25 protein-coding genes are annotated in these 21,200 nt (G+C 65.7%); 10 read left to right on the top strand and 15 right to left on the bottom strand.

Annotated features, from left to right (window positions below):
• The first annotated feature begins 49 nt into the window (after positions 1-49).
• The 4 genes from H0O22_RS11805 (at position 50) to H0O22_RS11790 (ending at position 4,336) form a co-directional block, all read left to right on the top strand.
• On the top strand, positions 50-1,654 hold the full coding sequence (locus H0O22_RS11805; RefSeq protein WP_185188422.1) for an NAD(P)H-quinone oxidoreductase subunit 4: 1,605 nt from the start codon (positions 50-52) through the stop codon (positions 1,652-1,654).
• A gap of 96 nt (positions 1,655-1,750) precedes the next feature.
• Positions 1,751-2,110: a LapA family protein gene (locus H0O22_RS11800; RefSeq protein ID WP_185186833.1), complete on the top strand. Its 360-nt coding sequence runs from the start codon at positions 1,751-1,753 to the stop codon at positions 2,108-2,110.
• A 122-nt stretch (positions 2,111-2,232) separates the two neighbouring features.
• A complete protein-coding gene (locus H0O22_RS11795; protein WP_185186832.1) occupies positions 2,233-3,132 on the top strand; it encodes a segregation/condensation protein A in 900 nt (299 codons plus the stop codon).
• Between the two features lie 22 nt (positions 3,133-3,154).
• Positions 3,155-4,336, top strand: a complete 1,182-nt coding sequence (locus H0O22_RS11790) for an NDP-sugar synthase (RefSeq protein ID WP_185186831.1) — start codon at positions 3,155-3,157, stop codon at positions 4,334-4,336.
• Here H0O22_RS11790 and H0O22_RS11785 read toward each other — a convergent pair.
• Complete coding sequence (locus tag H0O22_RS11785; RefSeq protein WP_185186830.1) at positions 4,320-5,204, bottom strand: methylenetetrahydrofolate reductase; 885 nt, start codon at positions 5,202-5,204, stop codon at positions 4,320-4,322. The two genes, H0O22_RS11790 and H0O22_RS11785, sit on opposite strands and share 17 nt — an antisense overlap.
• Before the next feature lie 93 nt (positions 5,205-5,297).
• On the opposite strand from H0O22_RS11785, the gene H0O22_RS11780 reads away from it, so the two are divergent.
• A complete protein-coding gene (locus tag H0O22_RS11780) occupies positions 5,298-5,567 on the top strand; it encodes a response regulator transcription factor (RefSeq protein WP_185186829.1) in 270 nt (89 codons plus the stop codon).
• Here H0O22_RS11780 and H0O22_RS11775 read toward each other — a convergent pair.
• The 10 genes from H0O22_RS11775 to H0O22_RS11730 all read right to left on the bottom strand — a co-directional run bounded on the left by H0O22_RS11775 (position 5,533) and on the right by H0O22_RS11730 (position 13,327).
• Positions 5,533-5,709: a hypothetical protein gene (locus H0O22_RS11775; RefSeq protein ID WP_185186828.1), complete on the bottom strand. Its 177-nt coding sequence runs from the start codon at positions 5,707-5,709 to the stop codon at positions 5,533-5,535. The two genes, H0O22_RS11780 and H0O22_RS11775, sit on opposite strands and share 35 nt — an antisense overlap.
• 28 nt (positions 5,710-5,737) lie before the next feature.
• The gene (locus H0O22_RS11770) at positions 5,738-6,253 is read right to left on the bottom strand and encodes a CYTH domain-containing protein (protein WP_185186827.1); all 516 of its coding nucleotides are present in this window, start codon (positions 6,251-6,253) and stop codon (positions 5,738-5,740) included.
• Between the two features lie 9 nt (positions 6,254-6,262).
• Positions 6,263-7,174, bottom strand: coding sequence for an NAD(+) kinase (locus H0O22_RS11765; RefSeq protein ID WP_185186826.1), 912 nt, complete (start codon positions 7,172-7,174; stop codon positions 6,263-6,265).
• Between the two features lie 28 nt (positions 7,175-7,202).
• Positions 7,203-7,532 (bottom strand): NADH-quinone oxidoreductase subunit NuoK, encoded by a 330-nt coding sequence (gene nuoK / locus H0O22_RS11760; RefSeq protein ID WP_185186825.1) that lies wholly within the window; start codon positions 7,530-7,532, stop codon positions 7,203-7,205.
• Complete coding sequence (locus tag H0O22_RS11755; protein WP_185186824.1) at positions 7,532-8,131, bottom strand: NADH-quinone oxidoreductase subunit J; 600 nt, start codon at positions 8,129-8,131, stop codon at positions 7,532-7,534. Before H0O22_RS11755 ends, nuoK begins: the two co-directional genes overlap by 1 nt.
• Positions 8,131-8,727, bottom strand: coding sequence for an NAD(P)H-quinone oxidoreductase subunit I (gene ndhI / locus H0O22_RS11750; RefSeq protein WP_185186823.1), 597 nt, complete (start codon positions 8,725-8,727; stop codon positions 8,131-8,133). The genes H0O22_RS11755 and ndhI overlap by 1 nt, the downstream gene beginning before the upstream one ends.
• A 76-nt stretch (positions 8,728-8,803) precedes the next feature.
• On the bottom strand, positions 8,804-9,922 hold the full coding sequence (nuoH, locus tag H0O22_RS11745) for an NADH-quinone oxidoreductase subunit NuoH (protein WP_185188421.1): 1,119 nt from the start codon (positions 9,920-9,922) through the stop codon (positions 8,804-8,806).
• Positions 9,923-9,987: 65 nt separating this feature from the next.
• Positions 9,988-11,148, bottom strand: coding sequence for a citrate synthase (locus tag H0O22_RS11740; RefSeq protein WP_185186822.1), 1,161 nt, complete (start codon positions 11,146-11,148; stop codon positions 9,988-9,990).
• A 26-nt stretch (positions 11,149-11,174) separates the two neighbouring features.
• On the bottom strand, positions 11,175-11,735 hold the full coding sequence (sixA, locus tag H0O22_RS11735) for a phosphohistidine phosphatase SixA (RefSeq protein WP_185186821.1): 561 nt from the start codon (positions 11,733-11,735) through the stop codon (positions 11,175-11,177).
• 2 nt (positions 11,736-11,737) lie between these two features.
• On the bottom strand, positions 11,738-13,327 hold the full coding sequence (locus H0O22_RS11730) for a DUF3352 domain-containing protein (protein ID WP_185186820.1): 1,590 nt from the start codon (positions 13,325-13,327) through the stop codon (positions 11,738-11,740).
• An 80-nt stretch (positions 13,328-13,407) separates the two neighbouring features.
• Here H0O22_RS11730 and H0O22_RS11725 point away from each other — a divergent pair, with 80 nt between their 5' ends.
• From H0O22_RS11725 to H0O22_RS11715, 3 genes are read left to right on the top strand one after another with little or no spacing between them, the layout of a single operon-like run.
• Positions 13,408-13,752: a rhodanese-like domain-containing protein gene (locus H0O22_RS11725; protein ID WP_185186819.1), complete on the top strand. Its 345-nt coding sequence runs from the start codon at positions 13,408-13,410 to the stop codon at positions 13,750-13,752.
• 50 nt (positions 13,753-13,802) lie between these two features.
• Positions 13,803-15,968, top strand: coding sequence for an ABC transporter transmembrane domain-containing protein (locus H0O22_RS11720; protein WP_185186818.1), 2,166 nt, complete (start codon positions 13,803-13,805; stop codon positions 15,966-15,968).
• Between the two features lie 38 nt (positions 15,969-16,006).
• Positions 16,007-17,005 carry a heat-inducible transcriptional repressor HrcA gene (locus H0O22_RS11715; protein ID WP_185186817.1) on the top strand — a complete coding sequence of 333 codons (999 nt, stop codon included), beginning with the start codon at positions 16,007-16,009 and terminating at the stop codon, positions 17,003-17,005.
• On the opposite strand, the gene trpB is transcribed toward H0O22_RS11715, so the two are convergent.
• Together trpB and H0O22_RS11705 are read right to left on the bottom strand one after the other, a co-directional pair.
• The gene (gene trpB / locus H0O22_RS11710) at positions 16,998-18,269 is read right to left on the bottom strand and encodes a tryptophan synthase subunit beta (protein WP_185186816.1); all 1,272 of its coding nucleotides are present in this window, start codon (positions 18,267-18,269) and stop codon (positions 16,998-17,000) included. The genes H0O22_RS11715 and trpB overlap by 8 nt on opposite strands.
• A gap of 15 nt (positions 18,270-18,284) precedes the next feature.
• Entirely contained in the window at positions 18,285-18,497 is a 213-nt protein-coding gene (locus H0O22_RS11705) for a hypothetical protein (protein ID WP_185186815.1), read from the bottom strand.
• 47 nt (positions 18,498-18,544) lie between these two features.
• On the opposite strand from H0O22_RS11705, the gene H0O22_RS11700 reads away from it, so the two are divergent.
• Positions 18,545-18,871, top strand: coding sequence for a translation initiation factor (locus tag H0O22_RS11700; protein WP_185186814.1), 327 nt, complete (start codon positions 18,545-18,547; stop codon positions 18,869-18,871).
• A 53-nt stretch (positions 18,872-18,924) separates the two neighbouring features.
• Positions 18,925-19,566: an adenylyl-sulfate kinase gene (gene cysC, locus H0O22_RS11695; protein ID WP_185186813.1), complete on the top strand. Its 642-nt coding sequence runs from the start codon at positions 18,925-18,927 to the stop codon at positions 19,564-19,566.
• Here cysC and H0O22_RS11690 read toward each other — a convergent pair.
• Positions 19,529-20,626, bottom strand: a complete 1,098-nt coding sequence (locus H0O22_RS11690) for an AI-2E family transporter (RefSeq protein WP_185186812.1) — start codon at positions 20,624-20,626, stop codon at positions 19,529-19,531. The genes cysC and H0O22_RS11690 overlap by 38 nt on opposite strands.
• Positions 20,627-20,653: 27 nt before the next feature.
• Complete coding sequence (purE, locus tag H0O22_RS11685) at positions 20,654-21,175, bottom strand: 5-(carboxyamino)imidazole ribonucleotide mutase (RefSeq protein WP_185186811.1); 522 nt, start codon at positions 21,173-21,175, stop codon at positions 20,654-20,656.
• Positions 21,176-21,200 lie beyond the last annotated feature (25 nt).

The raw sequence follows: 21,200 nt of genomic DNA, 5'->3' as shown, positions 1-21,200 counted from the left end.
CTCCGCCTAAAGCGACTCGCTTTCGGTGCTCCTGGACTTCGTTTCAACCCTGGCCGTCGCGGCGGAACAGGCGAGCAGCACGGCCTTCCCCTGGCTCAGCGCCTCGATCCTGTTCCCCATCGGAGCGGCCCTCTGCATCCCCTTCATCCCTGACCAGGGAGAGGGGAAGCAGGTCCGCTGGTTCGCCCTCGGGATTGCCCTGATCACCTTCCTACTGACGGTGGGCGGGTACCTGACGGGCTACGACCCCAGCGACCCGAATCTGCAGTTGGTCGAGCGGGTGAGCTGGCTCCCCGAACTGGGGCTGGCCTGGTCGGTGGGCGCCGACGGCATCTCCATGCCGCTGATCCTGCTCACGAGCTTCATCACAGCCCTCGCCGTCCTGGCGGCCTGGCCGGTGAGCTTTAAGCCGAGGCTGTTCTATTTCCTGTTGCTGGCCATGGATGGCGGCCAAATCGCCGTCTTCGCTGTCCAGGACATGCTGCTCTTCTTCCTGGCTTGGGAGCTGGAGCTGATTCCGGTCTATCTCCTGCTGGCGATTTGGGGCGGCAAAAAACGCCAGTACGCCGCCACCAAATTCATCCTCTACACCGCTGGCAGCTCGCTGTTCATCCTCCTGGCGGGCTTGGCGATGGCCTTCTACGGCGGCCACACGAGCTTTGAGTACAGCGACCTGATGGCCAAGGGCTTCCCCTTGAAGTTCCAGCTGTTGGCCTATGCGGGCTTGCTGATCGCCTTCGGCGTGAAGCTGCCGATCGTTCCACTCCACACCTGGCTGCCGGATGCCCACGGCGAGGCCACGGCCCCGGTCCACATGTTGTTGGCCGGCATCCTGCTGAAGATGGGCGGCTATGCGCTGCTGCGCTTCAACTGCCAGATCCTTCCGGATGGGCACGCCGTCTTCGCCCCGCTGTTGGTGGTGCTGGGGGTGGTGAACATCATTTATGCCGCCCTGACCTCCTTCGCCCAGCGCAACCTCAAACGCAAGATCGCCTACAGCTCCATCAGCCACATGGGCTTTGTGCTGATTGGCATTGGCAGCTTCAGCGCCCTGGGATCCAGCGGCGCGATGCTGCAAATGATCAGCCACGGTCTGATTGGCGCCTCGCTCTTCTTCCTGGTGGGCGCGACCTACGACCGCACCCACACCCTTCAGCTCGACGAGATGGGTGGGGTCGGCCAGAAGATGCGCAAGATGTTTGCGCTTTGGACGGTCTGCTCGCTCGCGTCCTTGGCCCTGCCTGGGATGAGCGGCTTCGTGAGCGAACTGATGGTCTTCGTGGGTTTCGCCACCGACGATGCCTACACCCTGCCCTTCCGGGTGGCGATTGACGGCCTCGCCGCGATCGGCGTGGTCCTGACCCCGATCTACCTGCTCTCGATGCTGCGGGAGATCTTCTACGGCAAGGAAAAAGCCGAGCTGGTCGACCACACCAACCTGGTGGATGCCGAGCCCCGCGAGATCTACATCATTGGCTGTCTCTTGGTGCCGATTATCGGCATTGGCCTCTACCCGCGGTTGATGACCGATAGCTACAAGGCCTCGATGGAACAGCTGGTGGCCCGAAATGAGAGCTCAATGAAGGCCCTCACAGCCCCTGCGGGAGCCGGTTTGATTCGACAGGCCCCACTGCAGGCCCCAGCCCTCAGCTAGGGCCATTACGAAGCGCAGCCCCTTCGGGGTTGCGCGTGCCAGACCGGCACGATCTCCGTAATCTCGATTCAGCACGACCAGCGGCCCCGCGCAGCCATGAAGCAGCTGAACTTCCTGCTGATCTTCAGCTTTGGTTTGGCCACGGTGATGTTCACCCTGGAGAACACCGCTCCAACCACCGTGCGCTTCCTGCCCGGGGTGACCACGACGATGCCGCTGGCGGCCTTGTTGCTTGTGGTGGGCGGCGTCGGCGCGACGGCCGCCTGGGTCTTTGCGGTGTGGACCGGCGTGGTCAAGCGGGTGGAAAACCAGATGGATCCCGGCGAGATCGAAGCCCAACAGGTCCGGATTCGCGAGCTGGAGGAAGACGTCCAGCGCTACCGCGCCACCGTCGACGCGCAGCTGGGGTTGCTGCCGGCCGCGGGTGAAAGCTCCGCCCAGGGAGAAGCGGCCTAGTTCGACTTCAACCGCCGCCAGATTCAGGGCGCAAATCCATCAAAAGAATGGTCTGACATCGCGGGTGGGGACTGGCTTAACCCGCTTAAAGCCGGTAGCTTCAGTTCAGTCCGCAAGAAACCGTGGCCGAAGGTGGCGCCAGGCTTGCGATCCGGCTGTTGCAAGACGCCGCTGAACGGGGTGACCTAGACCCCTGGGACGTCGATGTGATCGCTGTCGTGGACGGCTTTCTCGATCAACTCCGCCAGCGGATTGAGGTGCCCAAGCTGGTGGCGGCGCTGAACAAGGGACGCGGCGGAAGTTACGAGCAGGATCTCGCCGAAACCAGCGAGGCCTTTTTGGCCGCGTCGGTGCTGGTCAGCCTGAAGGCCGAGGTCCTCGAAGCCCAAACCTTCCCCGCCGAGCCGGAACTCGAGGACGGGTTTGACTTTGATTTCGACGCCGAAGGCCAGGGTTGGTTGCTGACCCCAGGCCTGGAGCTGCCCCGCAAACCCGAGCGCCATCTGCTGCGGCGCCCCGTCGCGCCGCCGCCGCTGCAACGGCCGGTCACCCTGGGCGAACTGATTCGGCAGCTCGAGGACATTGCCGAGCGCCTTGAGGAGGAAGAGGGACAAGTCCGCAACCGCCAACGCAGCCGCCGCTACAGCGATCGGGCCGCGATTGAGCAGGTCGCTGCCCTGGCCCACCGGGAAAAACTGCCCGAGACCACCGCGGCCCTCAGCCAATTCCTGCTGCAGTGGCCTCAATCCTTGGAGTGGACAGGCTTTGAGGGCCTCGTCGAAGCCTGGGCCGAGGTGGCGCCAGAGGACCTGGATCGCGATCGGGTGGGTGTCTTTTGGGCGCTGCTCTTCCTCTGTTCCCAGGGAAAAGTGGAGCTGGAGCAGCAGGGCGGATTGTTTGGCCCCCTGCAACTCAAGCGTCTGCTCGATGAGCGGGAATCGGTGCAACTTCCGCTGCCCGCCGAACTCGAGTCGGCGCGAGGGTCAGCTCGGGGGCCGGCTCGCGAACCCCTTGCGGCCTAAGTCTTTTGCGTAGGGTGGCTCGATGAAGGCGATGATCCTGGCTGCGGGCAAGGGAACCCGTGTGAGACCCATTACTCACACGATCCCGAAGCCGATGATCCCCATCCTTCAGAAACCCGTGATGGAGTTTCTGCTGGAACTTCTCCGGGAGCACGGATTCACCGAAGTGATGGTGAATGTCTCCCACCTGGCCGAGGAGATCGAGAACTATTTCCGGGATGGTCAACGCTTTGGCGTTGAAATTGCCTATAGCTTTGAAGGCCGAATTGAAGACGGCGAGCTGATCGGTGACGCCGTTGGATCCGCTGGCGGACTGAAGAAAATCCAGACCTTCCAGCATTTCTTTGATGACACCTTCGTGGTGCTCTGCGGCGATGCGCTGATCGATCTCGATCTCAGCGAAGCCGTCAAACGCCACAAGGCCAAGGGGGCCATGGCGAGCCTGATCACCAAGCGCGTCCCCCGCGATCAGGTCAGCAGCTACGGCGTCGTTGTAACCGATGACGACGGGCGTGTGCAGTCCTTCCAAGAGAAGCCCTCTGTGGAAGAAGCCGCCAGCGACATGATCAACACCGGCATCTACATCTTTGAGCCGGAAGTTCTCGATTTCGTCCCCGAAGGCGTTCCCTTCGATATCGGCTCGGATCTCTTTCCCCAGCTGGTCGCCAACGGCGCGCCGTTCTACGCCCTGCCGATGGATTTCGAGTGGGTGGACATCGGCAAGGTGCCCGACTACTGGCAGGCCATCCGCAGCGTGCTCCAGGGCCAGGTCCGTCAGGTTCAGATCCCCGGCAAGGAAGTGCGTCCCGGGATCTATGCCGGCCTCAATGTGGCGGCGAACTGGGACAAGATCCACGTTGAGGGACCGATCTACGTCGGCGGCATGACGAAGATCGAAGACGGCGCCACGATCATCGGACCGGCGATGATCGGCCCGAGCTGCCACATCTGCGAAGGCGCGACCGTCGATAACTCGATCATCTTTGACTATTCCCGCATCGGCCCCGGTGTCCGCCTGGTGGAGAAGCTGGTGTTTGGTCGCTACTGCGTCGACCGCAACGGCGATCACTTCGACCTGCAGGAAGCGGCCCTGGATTGGCTGATCACTGACGCGCGCCGCCAGGATTACGCCAAACCGTCGCCGCAGCAGAAGGCGATGGCCGACCTGCTCGGCACCGACCTGGCGATCAGCAACGCGGGCTGAAGCCAGCCCGCTCCAGAATCAGCGGGATGCGCTCTTCCGCCTTCACCGCCATCAGGTGCACCCCCTGGCAGGTCCTGGCGTAACGGCTGACCTGCTCTGCGGCGATCGTGATGCCTTCATCGGCGGGATTGCTTGCCGCCGCGAGGCGATCAATGATCGATTGCGGGATGCAGGCGCCAGGAACGACCCGGTTGATGAAGGCGGCGTTCTTCGCGGACTTCAGTAAAAACACTCCCGCCAAGACGGGGAGTCCCAGGGGCGCGGTGATCTCATCGACAAAGCGCTTCAGGCAGTCCTCATCCATCACCATCTGGGTTTGGACAAAGCGCGCCCCGGCTTTCTGCTTGCGGCTAATCCGGCTGCTTAGACCACTCCAGCTAGGGCTCTGCGGATCAGCAGCAGCACCGGCGAACAGGTCCGTGGGACCGTCCGGCAGCAGGCCATCCACCGGATCCTCACCCCGGTTAAACGCTGCGACTTGCTGCAGCAGGCGCACCGACTCCAACTCATTCACCGGCCTGGCCTGGGGTTGATCGCCGGCGCGCACCGGATCACCGGTGAGACAGAGGATGTTGCGAATGCCGAGGGCATGGGCCCCGAGGAGATCCGCCTGCAGGCCAATGCGGTTGCGGTCGCGGCAGGCCTGCTGCCAGACCGGCTCCACCCCGGCATCGAGCAACAGCCGGCAGACCGCCAGGCTGCTCATGCGCATTACCGCACGGCTGCCATCGGTCACGTTCACGGCGTGAACCCAATCCTTCAAGAGCGCGGCGTGCTCCAGGGTCCGCTTGATCTCCCCACCGCGGGGGGGCATCACCTCTGCCGTCAGGGCAAAGTCGCCCGCCTCAAGCGCCTGCTGTAGCCGCAAAACAACCTTGCTTAACAGGGCCCATCATTAACCACCGCAGCCATGCCCAGACGGGATCTGCTGCCTACAGTGACGAGGTGTCTCGGGGCCTGGATGACGGATCGAAGCAGCCTCGGCCATTCCCCCATGGACCTCTCCGAGCGGGAACTGGAAATCATCCAACTGGTCGCCCAAGGCCTGACCAATCAAGAGATTGGCGAGCACCTGATGATCAGCAAGCGCACCGTGGACAACCACGTGAGCAACGTCTTCACCAAGACGGGCGCCAAGAACCGCGTGGCACTCCTGAACTGGGCGATGGATCACGGCAAGATCTGCCGTGATGGGTTCAATTGCTGCAACCTGCCTGCGGACGAGGCGTAGAGCCGGGGTCCGCCCCCGCAAACAACGGTTCGATGCTGAAGGCGCCCTCCGCCAAGGCGAAGAGCTCGGCATAGGCCAGACACTCGGCCTGATCGAGCCCGGAGCAGCGCAGCACACCGTCTTGGTCGTAGAGGCCGAGCAACCCGATCCGAGCAATTCTTAAGCAAATCCTAAAGCAGCTCAGTCAACGCCTTTCGCCAGGGGGCCTGTTCCGCCTCACTCCAGTGCCCAAAGGGATGGCTGGCCAGGGCCGCATTGCTGAAGGCACCAAGGCCCGTGATTTCGGTGGAGCACCAAGCGGGAATCGCCACGGCTTGATCGGCCTGCTCCAGCTCCACCTCGGCGATCACCAAGGGGGCGTTCTCCCCCTCAAAGACATCCAGGACCCAGTCACCACCTGGCAAGTCCAAGCCATAACGACGCTTGATCAACTTGGCCTCGCAGCACTCCAGCAGGGCTGAGGCGTCCGCCGCTGGAATCGGGTACTCAAACTCCTGGCGGGCGATGCCGCCGGCCGGGAATTTGAGGGTCAGCCAGGCCTCCTCAGGGCCAGCGAGGCGAACCCGTGAGGTCATCGCCTCCGAAGAGTTCGGCAGGTAGCCCTGGGCAAAATCCCGCTGCCAAGCCACCACGTCGCGCCACTGCTGGCCGGAGACCAGGAAGCGACGCTCAATCTCGAGGGCCATGGGAGCGGTTCAGTTCGGAGAGGGCTCAGCGGCCGTCAGACTGCCGGCCCAATGCAACTTATGGGTCAGGGTCCGGTAATAGGAGGGGCTCTGCTCGAGCAGCACCATCAAGGCGTGATTGGGGGATCGGCGCACATCACAGCGATCCCCTGGCTCGAGGACGGCCGCAAAGGCCCCGTCCTTCCAGAGACGCACTCGGCTGTTAGAAGGCCCCAGCGGCCAGACCGCCAGTTGCGCCCTTGGGGGCACCACGAGCGGGCGGCTGGAGAGGCTCATCGGACAGATCGGGTTCACCACAATCGCCTCCACACCGGGGTGAAGGATGGGCCCGCCCGCCGCCATGGAATACCCCGTGGAACCGGTGGCCGTCGACATGATCAGGCCATCACCGCGAAACTGATCGACTACCTCGCCGTCGATCTCCAACTCCAACACACAGGTGGGGGTGACCTCATCGATCCCCGGCCTCAAGTAGAGGTCATTGAGGGCCGTATGGACCGTGTCGCTGCTGTCGGTGCGGGCCTCGAGCATCATCCGCCGCTCTAAGGCAAAGCGGTCATCCCGCAGCCGTTGCCAGAGGTCGAAGGCGCCTTCGGTCTCATGGCCATGACCCAGCAGCTTACGCTCCTGGGTCAAAAAGCCGAAGTGGCCGCCGACGTTGAAGGAGAGGATCGGCACCCCGAGGGGGGCCAAGTGGCGCGCAGCCCCCAGCACGGTTCCATCGCCGCCCAAGACCACCGCCAAGTCGGGATGGGTGCCCTCATCGGCCAACAGACCCGGGAAGGGGTTCGCGTTGGCCCCACTCATGGCCACGGCCACCTTCACACCCTGGTCCCGCAGGGTTTGGGCACAGCGCCGGGCTTGGCGCAGAGCGGCCTGGCTGGCCGCTCGATGGATCAACCAAACGGTCTCAAGGCGCATAAGCCAGCTGTGCTTGCGCCCAGCCTGGCTACCAACGCAGCAAGTTGAAACGCTCCATATCCACCGTTTCACGGTTCCGATACAGAGAGAGGAGAATCGCCAGTCCGACGGCGGCCTCAGCCGCCGCCACGGTGATCACGAAAATCGCGAAGACCTGGCCGCGAATCAGCTGACCATCGAGGTAGCTGGAGAAGGCCATCAGGTTGATGTTCACGGCGTTGAGCATTAGCTCAATGCTCATCAGCACCCGCACGGCGTTGCGGCTGTTGATCAGTCCCCAAACACCCGTGCAAAACAGGATCGCCGCCAGAGCGAGATAAGCCTGGAGAGGGACCGTGGTGGGCAGCTCGATGGTCATCAGTTGGTTTTCTCCAGGAGCAGGGGCGTGCGGGATTTCTCGATCAGACCTTGGTCGGCCGGCTCACCGGTGACCACATCGGAGCTGTAGACATCGCGTCGGGCCAGGACGATGGCACCGATCATCGCCATCAACAGCAGCACCGATGCCAGCTCAAACGGCAGCAGGTAATCGCTAAAGAGGTGCTCGCCGATGCGAATCGTCGCCTCTTCGCCGATGGGGGTCGGACCAGGCAGGGCCCAGGGGGTGGTGAAAGCCACCCGCAGCAGCAGGACAAACAGGCCGCCACAGACGGCACCGGAGAGGAGTCGACGCACCGCCAACCCAGGAATGGCCGCCAGGTCTTCCTTCTTGTTCACGAGCATGATCGCGAACAGGATCAGCACGTTGACCGCACCGACGTAGACGAGCACCTGCGCTGCCGCCACAAAGCTGGCATTCAGCAGCAGATAGAGGCCGGCGACCGAGAGGAAGACACCACCCAGCAGGAAGGCCGAGTAAACGATGCTCGGCAGCAGCACCACGCCCAGGGCTCCGATGGCCACCACGGCCGAGAGCACTACAAAGCAGATGAACTGCGTGGAGGAAGCGATGGTCATCAGGCGTTCTCCTCCTTCGGCAGAGTCTCGAGGACATCGGCGGGAAGTTTGCCGGCCCGCGGGCGATTGGGATCAACGCCATGGGGATCCATCTCGCCCTTGGGCAGATAGGCCAACTCGCGCAGGGGGAGCACCGCTGGATCGCTCGTGACGCTGGTGGGGAGACGTCCCAAGGCGACGTTGTCGTAGTTCAGGCTGTGGCGGTCAAAGGCGGCCAACTCGTACTCCTCGGTCATCGAGAGGCAGTTGGTCGGGCAGTACTCCACGCAGTTGCCGCAGAAGATGCACACCCCGAAGTCGATGGAGTAGTTGCGGAGCTCCTTCTTCTTGGTGGCCTTGTTCATCACCCAATCCACCACCGGCAGGTTGATCGGGCAGACGCGTACACACACCTCACAGGCGATGCACTTGTCGAACTCGTAGTGGATTCGGCCGCGGTAACGCTCCGACGGGATCAGTTTTTCGTAGGGGTACTGAACCGTGATCGGCCTGCGGCGCAGGTGGTCAAAGGTGACCGAAAGCCCCTGGGTGAGGTAGTTGGCTGCACCCACCGCGTCGCGGGTGTAGTCACCGACTTTCTTGAGGAACCCGAACATGGAGTGGTGGGAAGGGGCGGTAGCGCCGGCACCATGATGGCCTGGCGACCTGGCAAAGGGGGTAGGCGGTCGAGAATTAGCCGCCGAAGAAGGCCGGGAACGCGAGCTTGAGGCCGGCGGTCACGAGCAGGTTGACCAGGGCGACCGGCAACAGGAACTTCCAGCCGAGATCCAGCAGCTGGTCGATGCGCACCCGGGGCACGGTCCAACGCAGCAGGATCGCGAAGAAGACCAGCAGGTAGGCCTTCAACACGGTCATCACGATGCCGGTCGTGGCCGTGATCACCTGCACCAGGGGGGCATCGATCGGTTGGCCGGTCAGGTTCACGACCCACTCCACCGGCAGCGGGAATCCCCAGCCACCCAGGTAGAGCACCGCCACCAGCAGGGCGGAGAGCACCAGGTTGATGTAGCTGCCCAGATAGAAGAGGGCAAACTTCATGCCCGCGTACTCGGTCTGGTAGCCAGCGACCAGCTCCTCTTCCGCCTCAGGCAAGTCGAAGGGAAGGCGCTCACACTCCGCCAGGGCACAGATCCAGAAGATCACGAAGCCCACGGGCTGGCGCCAGATGTTCCAGCTGAGAATCCCGGCGCCCGTCTGCTGGTTGACGATGTCAACGGTGCTGAGGGAGTTGCTCATCATCACCACGGCCAACACGGCCAAGGCGAGGGGGATCTCGTAGGAGATCGACTGGGCTGCCGCGCGCAGTCCACCCAGGAGGGAGTACTTGTTGTTGGAGGCGTAACCGGCCATCAGCAGGCCGATGGGCTGGATGCTGCTCAGGGAGATCCAGAGGAAGATCCCCACCCCGACATTGCTGATGAGCAGGTGCTGGCCAAAGGGCACCACGAGCCAGCTCAGGATCACCGGAACGAGCACCAGCACCGGGCCCAGGGTGAAGAGCAGGCCGTCGGCCCGGGCCGGAATGATGTCCTCTTTGAAGAGGAGCTTCAGGCCATCGGCGAGGGGCTGAAGGATGCCCAAGGCACCCGCGTATTCGGGGCCGATGCGCTGCTGAACCGCGGCCGAGATCTTCCGCTCCAACCAGACGTTGACCAGCACGCCCACCACGGCGGCGACCAACACCACCAGCATCGGCAGCGGCAACCAGAGCAAGTGGGCCATCCCCGGCGACAAGCCGAAGCCCTGAAACACGTCGGTGAAGCTGGCCTCGAGGTCGAGTCCGGCACTCACGACAGCGGGATTGGCGATCACCATGGGTGGTCTCTTGATTGGGGCAACTTAGGCCGCCGCAGCCCTTAACGGCCTTCGATGGGCTGCCAATCGCGACCGGTCGAACCGGTGTAGATCTGCGTGGGGCGGTAGATCCGGTTGGCACCCAGCTGTTCTTTCCAGTGGGCCAGCCAGCCCGCGGTGCGAGCGATCGCGAAGATCGGCGTGAACAGGTCCTGGGGGATGCCCAGCTTCCGGTAGACCAAGCCGGAATAGAAGTCGACGTTGGGATAGATCCCCTTGGGACCCAGACGCTCCGCGGCCACCGCTTCGAGCTCCCGGGCCAGGTCGTAGAGGGGATCGTGGCCGAACTCGTCGAAGAGTTCCTCCGCCAACTTCTGCAGGATCACGGCGCGGGGGTCCTTGACCTTGTATTCCCGGTGGCCGAAGCCCATGATCTTGCGCTTCTCCGCAATGGCCTGATCCAACCAAGGCCGCACCTGATCGGCGGAGCCGATGGTTTCGAGCATGGCCAAGACGTCTTCGTTGGCGCCGCCATGGAGGGGCCCCGCCAGGGTGCCCACCGCCGAAGCCACCACCGCGTAGGGATCCGTCAGGGTGCTGGCGGTCACCCGCGCACTGAAGGTGCTGGCGTTGAGGCTGTGCTCGGCGTGGAGGATCAGGCAGGCATCGAAGATCCGTGCCGCCAGGGGATCGGGCTCCCGCTCGGTGAGCATGTAGAGGAAGTTGGCCGCATAGGGCAAGTCATCTCGAGGCTGGATCGGATCCTGGCCTTTGCGGATCAGCTGGAACGCCGCCACCATCGTCGGGATCTTGGCGATCAGGCGGACCACCGCTGAATAGATGTATTCAGGGTTGTCGAGGGCTCGGCGGGAATAAAAGAGCCCGAGGGAGGCCGCGCTGCTCTGCAGGGCGTCCATCGGATGGCCGCTGGCCGGGAAGCACTTCATCATGTCCCGGATCCGGAAGCTGACCCGGCGGTGCATCTGCACCTCCTGCTCAAAGGCCGCCAGCTGTTCCGCATCGGGAAGCTCGCCCCAAATCAGCAGATAAGTGGTCTCAAGGAACGTGCTCTGCTGGGCCAGTTGATCGACCCGGTAGCCGCGATAGGTCAGCAGACCCTTCTGGCCGTCGATGTCACAGACCGCCGATTGCGTCGCCGGCACCCCCTCCAGACCCGGGCGATACGCCGGAGTCGCTGCTGTTGGGGTTGCCTCCTCAGCCATGGGATCGGGGTTGCTTCAACGGCAACCTAAGGCCCGCCCTGGATTCGGGACTGTCGTCGACCGAGCAACACGCGCGGCGGCAGAACCATCTCCAAACGGGCCGAACCCTGCAACTCCGCCCCCGGTGCCGCGGGCCATTGCAACAGCAAAGCCCCCGCTTTCTTGAGCCGAATCGCCTTGGGGGCACGGGCCATCGGCACGCCGATCAAAAGGGCCGCCAGGGTGCTCAGGTCCGGTTCATGGCCCACGAGCGCCAGACGCTTCCAACCGGGCCGTGGGGAGAGGGGCCCGAGCCAACGCTCGAGCAGGGGCAGGGGATCCGCCAGGGGCGCCAGGGACGCCGCCAACTCCAATTCAGGCGCCAAGCCGGCACTCACGATCAATTCGGCGGTCTGGCGGGCTCGTACCAGCGGACTGCTGAGCACCAGGTCGCAGGCCAGGTCCAGCTCCAGCAGGCGCTCCAGCTGCTGGCTCGTGCGCTCGCGGCCCTCCGGCGTCAGGCTGCGTTGGGCGTCATCGAGGTCCTCACTGCGCTCTTCCGCGATGCCGTGACGCACCAACAGCAGCTCGCATTTGCGGCTCGCCATGGTCAGGAGTGCAGTTGCAAGAGGGCGCGAAGCCGCAGGCTGCGTTGCTCAGAGCCGTCGGGCTCCAGGCTCAACGCGGCCCCATCGACCATCGGTGTCAGGGACGAGCTCGAGAGGGTCCCCACCAGACGCCAGGGCTTCCAGTGGCTCAAGAGGCCCTGGGCCGCCTGGGCATCCATCGACCACTGGAAGGGAGCCTGGGGCGAGCCCAAGAGCTCCAGTTGATCGAGGCGTTCCTGGGGCGAACGACGGCCTTCGTGCTGTTGGTTCAGGATCGCCAGGCCTTGCCCCCACCAGGCCACGCCCCCTTGGCTCGCCCGGGCGCCAGCCAACTGCGCCTGAAGCTGATCGGGGTTGCCCTTCACGGGCTTCGACTCCAGCCGGGTCCAGGCCTGAAGGGTCTGACCGCGGCTCTCCAGGGGAGACGCGCTGTAACCATCGGCCTCCAGGGCCGGCTGCAGGGTCTCCGCCGCGGGACGATCCGCGCGGGTGCCGAGCAACCAACCTTCAGCCTGGTGTGCCCAAAGCAGGGGACCGGAATCCGCCGCGGCCACAAGGGCCGGCAGGGGGCCGTTCTCCCGTTGCAGCGCCTGGCTCAGGGCTGGACCCAGCAGGGTGCTCCAACCATTGGCGTCCTGATCAGCGAGCAGTTGAGCCGGATTGGTCAGCAGGGCCAAGCTGTCGGCTGCCACCTGCACCTGGCGCATCAGCTCAGTGTTCACCGGGCCCAGGCTGGGCAGAGCCTCCCGCAGCTGGGCCAGGCCATCGACCTGAAGCCCAGACCCCTGCGGGGTGAGCGCGAGCACCAACTCCACCGCGGCGGCGTCCTCGCCGACCGGCAGGCCCAGCCACTGCTCCATTGCTTCGGGGCGGGCCGTCAGCAGCGCCACCCCTTCGCCCAGCCGTTGGATGGCTTTTTGCAGGGGAGCGCTGGCCGCCTGATTCAGTTCATCGATTTGGGAGACATCGAGCGCCTGCTCGAGCACGCCGCGACCGGAGGCGATCAAGACCAAGTCGTCATTGATCAGCGCCGTGGCCAGGGGTTGGGGGTCCTGCCCCAACAGCGCCCCCCGGCCGCTGATCAAGCCCATGCCGCGATAGCTCGTGATCTGCAGATCGGTGCCCGCCAGGCTGCGGGTCTGCCAAAAGCGCTGCAGAAAGCGGCGGGCCCCTTCATTGTCACGGCTGCGCAGGGCCAAGACCCAGCCAGGGGCCTCCTCGCGACCGGGTGGGGTCAGTAGAGCGAAGCTGCTTTCATCCCCAAGCCAAGGGGAGAGTTCGGAGGAATAGTCCAGGCCTGCGGCGGCAAACGCCCCATCGCGCAGGCGATCGGCGGCGGCGGCGGCCTGGCGGCGCTGCCGCGGCGGGGCGACGGCCCGGGCGTAGGCAGCAGGCTGATCCGGACCGACGAGCCAGTGCAGGCTGAGGGGCGCGGTCCGAGGGACGAAGCGGGCCGCCAGCGGCATGGAGAGGGCCTGGTGTTGCAACGCGAGGGGACTGCGCTGCAACAGCAGCCACCAGCCCGCCAAGCCGAAGCTCAGCATCGCCAACGCCACCGCCAGCAGTGCCGCCAAGAAGGGGCGGGCCTTCATGCGTTGCTTACAGGATTGGCCTCATCTTTATGCATCAAGGCGATCTTTGGCACCCCCGTTGCCGTCGGTAGGGTTCAGCGATGGCAACTCCCACAAGCATTAGCGCCAGCGAACTGAAGCGCCGTCTGGACGCCGAAGAAACGCTGCAACTGGTGGATGTGCGGGAAGCCATGGAGCTGGACCTCGCGCGGCTCCATCAGCCCGTCACCCATCTCCCCTTGAGCCAATCGGAGACCTGGATTGAGCAGATCTCAAGCCTGATCAACCGAGACGTACCGGTGGTCGTGCTCTGCCATGCCGGCATTCGCAGCTGGCAATTTGCCTGCTGGCTGATGGAGGCCCAGGGCTACGAGCAGGTCCTGAACCTGCAGGGGGGCATCGATGCCTGGAGTGTCTCCGCCGACCCCAGCGTGCCCCGCTACTAAGCGGTCAAAACCGCAGCTGCTTGCTATCGGTTGGCTGGTTGAGCCGGCCGATGTTTCCGCTGCTGCTGCCCCTCCGACTGTGGCGCTACTTCGGCAACCAGCGGCTGAAGGCGGTCCTGGCCATCCTCACGGTCCTCCCGGACCCGCTGCTGATGGTCGGGATCCCGGTACTGCTGCAGCTGGTCATCGACCAGGTCATTGGCAAAGCCAGCGGGGGCCCGCCGGTGGCGTTGCTCGTCCTGCTGCCGTGCGCCTGGCTGCTGGTGGCGGTGGCCTGCAATGGCCTCTCCATCCGTTTGTTTGCAGCCCTGGGAAGCCAACTGGGAACAAGCTTTCGCCAGCGGCTGTTCGGGCATCTCCTGGAGCAACCCAACCCGAGCGACGGCAGCAGCGAAGGCAGTGAGCAGGGCCTACTGGCCCTGCAGATTCCCACCCTCGAGAACGTGGTGGTCACCCAGCTGCCGCTGTTCACCTGGACCGTGGCCCAGCTGTTGTTGGGGGTTCTGCTGCTCTTCACCAGCGACTGGCGGCTCGCCTTGGTGGCGATCGTGCTCACCCCGCTGCTGCTTGTCAGTCAGGTGGCCTTCACCCCGGCCCTGGCCCGGCGGGAAGAGGCACGGGTCGAGCAGGCCGGCCTGCTGCTCAGTTACGCCAGCGAGCGCCTGCGCAGCCGGGAGCTCGTGGATCTCTTTGGCCTGCGCAGTCCCACCCGCTCGGAATTCAATCGACGCAACCGGGAGTTGATGCGCTGGGCCCAACGGGTCGGGGCGGTGTCGGGCCTCCAGCAGGCCGCCCTGACCGCCTCCGCGATGCTCACCCTGGTCAGCGTGTTCGCCCTCGGCACCTGGCTGGTGCTGGAGCAACAGCTCACGGTCGGGCAACTGGTCTCGGCCCTCGGGATCGCCACCGCCATGGTCAGTGGCATGTGGCAACTGGGGGCCTCCCTGCTGCCGCTGCAGGCCGCCACGACCGCCCTGAACCTGCTGGAGCACGAGTTGCCGGCGGCGCGGCGCTCCGAGCAACGGCCGGCGGTGGCCCGGGGGATTGAGCCCCGCCCACCGGACCTGCGGCAGCAGCTGGTCATCGAGCAGGTGCAGTTCCGCTACCCCGGTGGCGGCGGGCTCAGCCAGTTCAACCTGACCATCCCCGCCAACAGCTCCCTGGCCCTGGTGGGTCCCAGCGGAGGGGGGAAAAGCACGGTGCTGCGGCTGCTGCTGCGGCAGATCGAACCGCAACGCGGCTGCCTGCGGGTCGATGGGATTCCCCTCAGCGAGACCGACCGCGGCCAATGGCTTGAGCAGGTGGCCTTGGTGCCCCAGGAGACGGTGCTTTTTGATCTCTCCATCGCCGACAACATCCGACTGGGCCGCCTCGAGGCCAGCGATCAGGAGGTGCTGGAGGCGGCCTTAGCCGCCGAGCTGGGGGACCTCATCCAGACCCTGCCGGAGGGCTTACATACCCCGGTGGGCTCCGGCGGCGGTCGCCTCTCCGGCGGCCAAAAGCAACGGATCGCCATCGCCCGGGCAATCGTGCGCAACCCGAGGCTGCTCCTGCTGGATGAGGCCACCAGCGCCCTCGACCCCAGCACCGAAGAGGCCATCAACGCCACCCTGCGCCGGCTCAGCGCGGGCCGCACGGTGGTCTCCGTCCTGCACCGGCTGCGGGCGGCGGCGGCCATGGATCAGATCGCCGTGATCGATCGCGGCCAGGTGGTGGAGCTCGGGCACCACAACGACCTCTTGGCCGCAGGCGGGCTCTATGCCTCCTTCTGGCACCGCCAGATGAGCGGCTTCAACCTGTCGCAACGGGTGCGGATCACGCCCGAGCGCCTGGCCACGATCCCCCTCTTCCATGGGGTGGATCCAAAGCTGTTGCACTGGCTGGCCGCGGAATTTGTCAGCGACCGCATCCGCCACGGCGAGGAGGTCTTCCGCGAAGGGGACGCGCCGGATGCCTTTTACGTCGTGGTGGCCGGCACCTTGGAGGTGCTGCAAGACGACCTCTGGGGCGGGATTCCGATCAAGCAAGGGCTGGTGGAAGAGGGGGACTTCTTCGGCGATGCCGGCCTGATCGAGGACCAACCACGGGCCGTCACGGTGCGGGCACGGGGGGATGGCCTGCTGCTGCGGCTGGACCGCGATCGCTTCCTGGATTTGCTGGATCAGGACCCGGACTACCGCCGCTTTTTCCTGCATTCAGCACGCGCCAGCGTTTAGGCCCCGTAGCATCCGCCCAGCGGCTCTGATGCACCGTTTTGCAGCCCCTGCCCCGCCGGCAACAGGAGGTGCTTCAGGCGACGGTGCAGCACTACGTCGACACCACGGAGCCCGTCGGCAGCCAAACCCTGGTGCGGCGCTTTGGCCTGAAGGCCAGCCCGGCCACGGTGCGCTCGGCGATGGGCGCCCTGGAGCAGCGCGGACTGCTCACCCAACCGCACACCTCCGCCGGCCGCGTCCCGAGCCAACTGGGCTATCGCCACTACGTCGACTGCCTGCTGCCCGCCCCCGGGGCCGCCGCCAGCCAACTCAGCCGCGAACTCACGGGACTGAGTCTCCAGTGGGCGGCCCTGGATGACCTGCTGCTGCAACTCGCCCGCCGCCTCGCGGACCTCACGGGCTTGATGAGCCTGATCACGCGGCCCCAGGAACTCGGGGGAAGCCTCGAGACGCTCCGCCTGGTGCCGAGCAACGACCGGCTGCTGGTGCTGCTCGTGGAAAAGGGGGCGGCGGCCAGCTGCTTGAACCTGCGGATGCCCGAGGAACTCGGGGCCCAGGTGCCGGCCCTGGAGCGCTGGGCCAGCGATCAACTCCAAGGGGGCGCCGGCCGCCTGAACTGGAAGGCCCTGCCGAGCCAACTGGGCAGCAGCGGCGAACTCCTCCGTCAGGGCCTGAGCAGCCACAGCCTGGCCCGGGGCGGTGGCGGCGAAGGGGCGGTGAGCCTCGGGGTGGCCGGGCTGCTCGGACAACCCGAGTTCCAAAGCAGCTCGAGCCTGAAACCGCTGCTGCAGCTCGTGGAGCTGGAGCCTCAGCAGGTCCTGCAAAGCGAAGCCGCCAGCGGTCACGGTGGGGTCTGGATTGGCTCAGAGCATCCCCATCCCGCCCTGCAGCACTGCGCCGTGGTGCAGGCCAGCTATGGCAGCCGCACCGGAGCGAGCGGCCAGGTGGCCCTGATCGGTCCGATGCGGATGGCCTATTCCACCGCGCGTTCAGCGGTAGAAGGCGTCGCGGGGTATCTCGACCGCCTGCTCAGCTGAGGGCGCTGCCGAAGCGATCGGCCACGGTGTTGACGTCCTTGTCGCCGCGGCCGGAGAGGTTGAGGACCACCTCGGTGCCAGGGGCCAAGGTCGGGCAGAGCTTGTCGAGCCAGGCGAAAGCGTGGGCGGTCTCCAGCGCGGGAATGATGCCCTCGAGCTGACAGAGCAGCTGCAGGGCGTCCAAGGCCTCTGCATCCGTCACGGCGCCGTACTCGGCCCGGCCGATGGTCTTGAGGTAGCTGTGCTCGGGGCCCACGCCGGGATAGTCCAGGCCCGCGCTGATCGAGTGGGCCTCTTGCACCTGCCCTTCGCTGTCCTGCAGCAGCAGGCTCATGGCGCCGTGGAGCACACCCAGACGGCCTTCGGTGATGGTCGCGGCGTGGCGGCCCGTCGGGACACCGTCGCCGGCGGCTTCGACACCGATCAAGCGGACGTTGGTGTCGGGGACAAAGGGATGGAACAGCCCCATGGCGTTGGAGCCACCGCCCACACAGGCCACCAACACATCGGGGTTGCGGCCGAAGGCCTCATGGCACTGGCGCTTGGTTTCCTCGCCGATCACAGCGTGGAAGTCACGCACCAACATCGGGAAGGGATGGGGGCCAGCGACGGAACCGAGGATGTAGTGGGTGGTCTCCACATTGGTCACCCAATCGCGGATCGCCTCACTGGTGGCGTCCTTCAGAGTGGCCGTGCCCGCCGTCACGGGCTGAACCGTGGCCCCGAGCAGGCGCATCCGGAAGACGTTCAGGGCCTGACGGCGCATGTCCTCGGCGCCCATGTAGACGACACACTCGAGGCCGAAGCGGGCACAGACCGTGGCCGTGGCCACACCGTGCTGACCGGCACCGGTTTCCGCAATGATCCGCTTCTTGCCCATCCGCAGGGCCAGGAGGGCCTGCCCGAGGGCGTTATTGATCTTGTGGGCGCCGGTGTGGTTCAGGTCCTCACGCTTCAGCCAAATGCGCGGACCGCCCTCGGGGCGGCGGTAGTGCTCGCTGAGCCGCTCCGCTTCATAGAGGGGGTTGGGCCGGCCAACGTAGGTGCGCAGCAGATGGTTGAGCCGGTCGGTGAAGGCAGGATCCTTCCAGGCCTCCGCCGCGGCCTGCTCCAGTTCCGCCAGGGCGGGAATAAGGGTTTCGGGGACGTACTGACCACCGAACTGGCCGTAGCGACCCATGCTGTTGGGCCTGGACTCCAGGGCCAGTTCCGCCGGGTCGGGGGCGCCCTGGGCCGACGTCATCGAAGGAACGGTGCTGGTCACCAGGAGCGCGCGGATTCAGTCCAGGGTAGGAACTGGCGGTGGGGGGAGGACTGGCCAACCCGCGGGTTGATCGATCCGGATGTGCTGGGCCTCCTGACGGCAGAGGTCGCTGCCGCTGACGGAACTCGCCAACGAGCCGCTGATGGGCTGGGGGCGACAGACCTCCCGGGGAGGCTGTCCCTGCAGACCCAGGCGCCAGACCTCGATCTGAACGGCCGGCAAATCCATGGTTGGCCTCCGTTGCGCTGAACTGGAACCAAGACACATCCAAAGCGATGCCGAAGGGTGGCTGGCAAGAGTTCACACGGCCTGAAAGCCTGGAGCGGGCCAGCGGCGCCCCTGCGGCCTCGACCCCCAAGGCCCAGCAGCGGGTGCGGGTGCAGCGCACCAAGGCGGGCAAGGGCGGAAAGATGGTGACGGCCATCACCGGTCTGGAGGCGGCAGAGAGCGACCTCAAGGCGCTGCTGAAACAGCTAAAGGCGGCGGCCGGCACCGGCGGGACCGTCAAGGACGGGGTGATCGAACTGCAGGGGGACCAGGTGGCCGCCGCCCTCGCCGCCCTGGAGAAGGCGGGGTATCGGCCCAAGCAAGCCGGCGGCTGAGGGTTGGACCAGCCAGCGGGGAGAATGGCCCGACGTCGCTCCCCAGGCCCGCCATGACCGCATCCCCCACCTACGGAGAGCTCACCAATAAGGGCGCCTCCACCAACATCGCCTGGCACCACGCCTCGGTGGATCGCGCGGCCCGCGCTGAGCAGCGGGGTCATCGCAGCGCCATCCTCTGGTTCACCGGCCTGAGTGGCTCCGGCAAGAGCACCCTCGCCAACGCGGTCAACCAGGCCCTCTTCGAGCGCGGCCTGGCCTGCTACGTGCTAGATGGCGACAACATCCGCCACGGGCTCTGCAAGGACCTGGGCTTCTCCGATGCGGACCGCGAGGAGAACATCCGGCGGATCGGTGAAGTAAGCAAGTTGTTCCTGGATGCCGGCGTGGTCGTGCTGACCGCCTTCGTCTCCCCCTTCAAGGCCGACCGTGACCGGGCCCGGGCCCTGGTGGAGGGCGGTGACTTTGTGGAGATCCACTGCGCCGCCGACCTGAGCGTCTGCGAAGAGCGGGACACCAAAGGCCTCTACGCCAAAGCCCGCGCCGGGGAGATCAAGGAATTCACCGGCATCTCAAGCCCCTACGAAGCGCCGGAGAACCCCGAACTGCGGGTGGACACCGGCAGCCAAAGCCTGGAGGCCTGCGTCGACGTGGTGATCAACCACCTGCGCGAAGCGGGCGTGATTCCTCAGTGATCGCCTCGGGGGCAGGCTGCTGCCCCCAGGCATCCAGAAAGGTTTTCAGGCAGCTGGCGACCGGAACCGCCAGCAGCAAGCCGAGCAAATCGCCGAAGCCCATCAGGCTGCCCACACGGGCGCCGATGGGCAACGCGACCAGCAGCCAAGCGGGCTGCAGGCCAACGATGCTGCCCATCAAGCGGGGCTGGATTACCTGGTCCACCACCTGGCCGACGCTGATGGCCGCCGCCAGAACCTCAATGCCGGTGCGGGGATCATCCAAGGCGAGCAGAACGCTCACCAGAACGATGGTCAGGGCACTGGCGTAGGGCACCAGGGTGGTGAAGCCAATCGCCACCGCAAACAGCACCCCATAGGGAATCCCCAGCAGGGTGAAGACCACGATCTGCAGGGCGCTGAGGATCAAGGCCAAGAGGACCTGGCCGGCGAAGTAGCCGCGGAAGGTGCGGTTCAATGTGCCGGTGACCAACTCCCGGGTGCCATCAGGCAACCAGCGGGCCAGGCCCGCCACGATCGGGTCGCCCCCCAGCAACAGGAAGAGGGCCAGGACGGCCACGATCACGATGTTGACCGTGAGCCCCACCGTGGCCCCCAGGATCCCCAGAGCCCGTTGGCTGAGTTGACTCGCGAGCTGGCTCGCCCGGGCGAAGAGGGTGCTGCTCAAGTCGGTGAATTCCGTGGGCAGGCCGCGATCGGCGGCCCAGATCTCCAGGCGATCCAGCAGGGCCTCGGCCTCCACCAACCACGAGGGCAGGGAGTTGATCAGCTCCCCGAGCTGCTCGATCAACCGCGGCACCAACCAGAGGGCCGCCAAGACCAAGAGGGTCAAGGACAACCCCACCACCAAGAGCACCGCCAAGCCCCGGGGCAGCCCGCGGCGGGCCAACCAACGGGTAGGCAGGTCGAGCAAAAAGGCGATCAACGCCGCCCCGACGAAGAGCGCCGGGAAGGGGGCGAGGGGCAACAGCAACTGCCGAAGCACCCATAGGTTCAAGGCCAAGAGCGGCAGCGCCAGGCTCAGGCGCAACCAGGGCGGCAGAACCAAACGCTCAAGCATGGGTCACCCCAACACCGCCTCAACCAATCACATTTGTGCCAAGTAAGCGGCACTGCCCAGCTCCAGCAAGCGGGCGTCCTTAGCCGCCACCTGATCGTGAAGGGACTGGCGGTACTCCGCCAAGCGGGTCGCGAGGGCGGAATCGGCCGTGGCCAGGATCTGGGCCGCCAGCAGGCCGGCGTTGGCGCCATTGCCGATGGCCACCGTGGCCACCGGGATCCCGGCCGGCATCTGCACGATCGAGTGCAGGGAATCCACGCCGGAGAGGGCCCGGGTCTGGACCGGCACGCCGATCACGGGCAACACCGTCAAGGAGGCAACCATCCCCGGCAGGTGGGCGGCGCCGCCGGCCCCCGCGATGATCACCTTGAAGCCGCGGCCGGCGGCGGCTTGGGCGAACTCCACCATCTCCAGGGGTGTGCGGTGGGCCGAGAGCACCCGGACCTCCGCCTCCACCCCCAGCCGCTGGAGCATCTCAACGGCGGGCTGCATGGTGGGCAGGTCGGAGTCGCTCCCCATCACCACAGCCACCAGCGCAGCGTCAGACATCGGCACGTTTCGGCTTTCGCAGCGA

Source organism: Synechococcus sp. LTW-R, assembly GCF_014217875.1.
Classification (GTDB): domain Bacteria; phylum Cyanobacteriota; class Cyanobacteriia; order PCC-6307; family Cyanobiaceae; genus Vulcanococcus.
The sequence above is the reverse complement of the archived record's forward strand: the minus strand, read 5'-3'. Positions and strand labels throughout refer to the sequence as shown.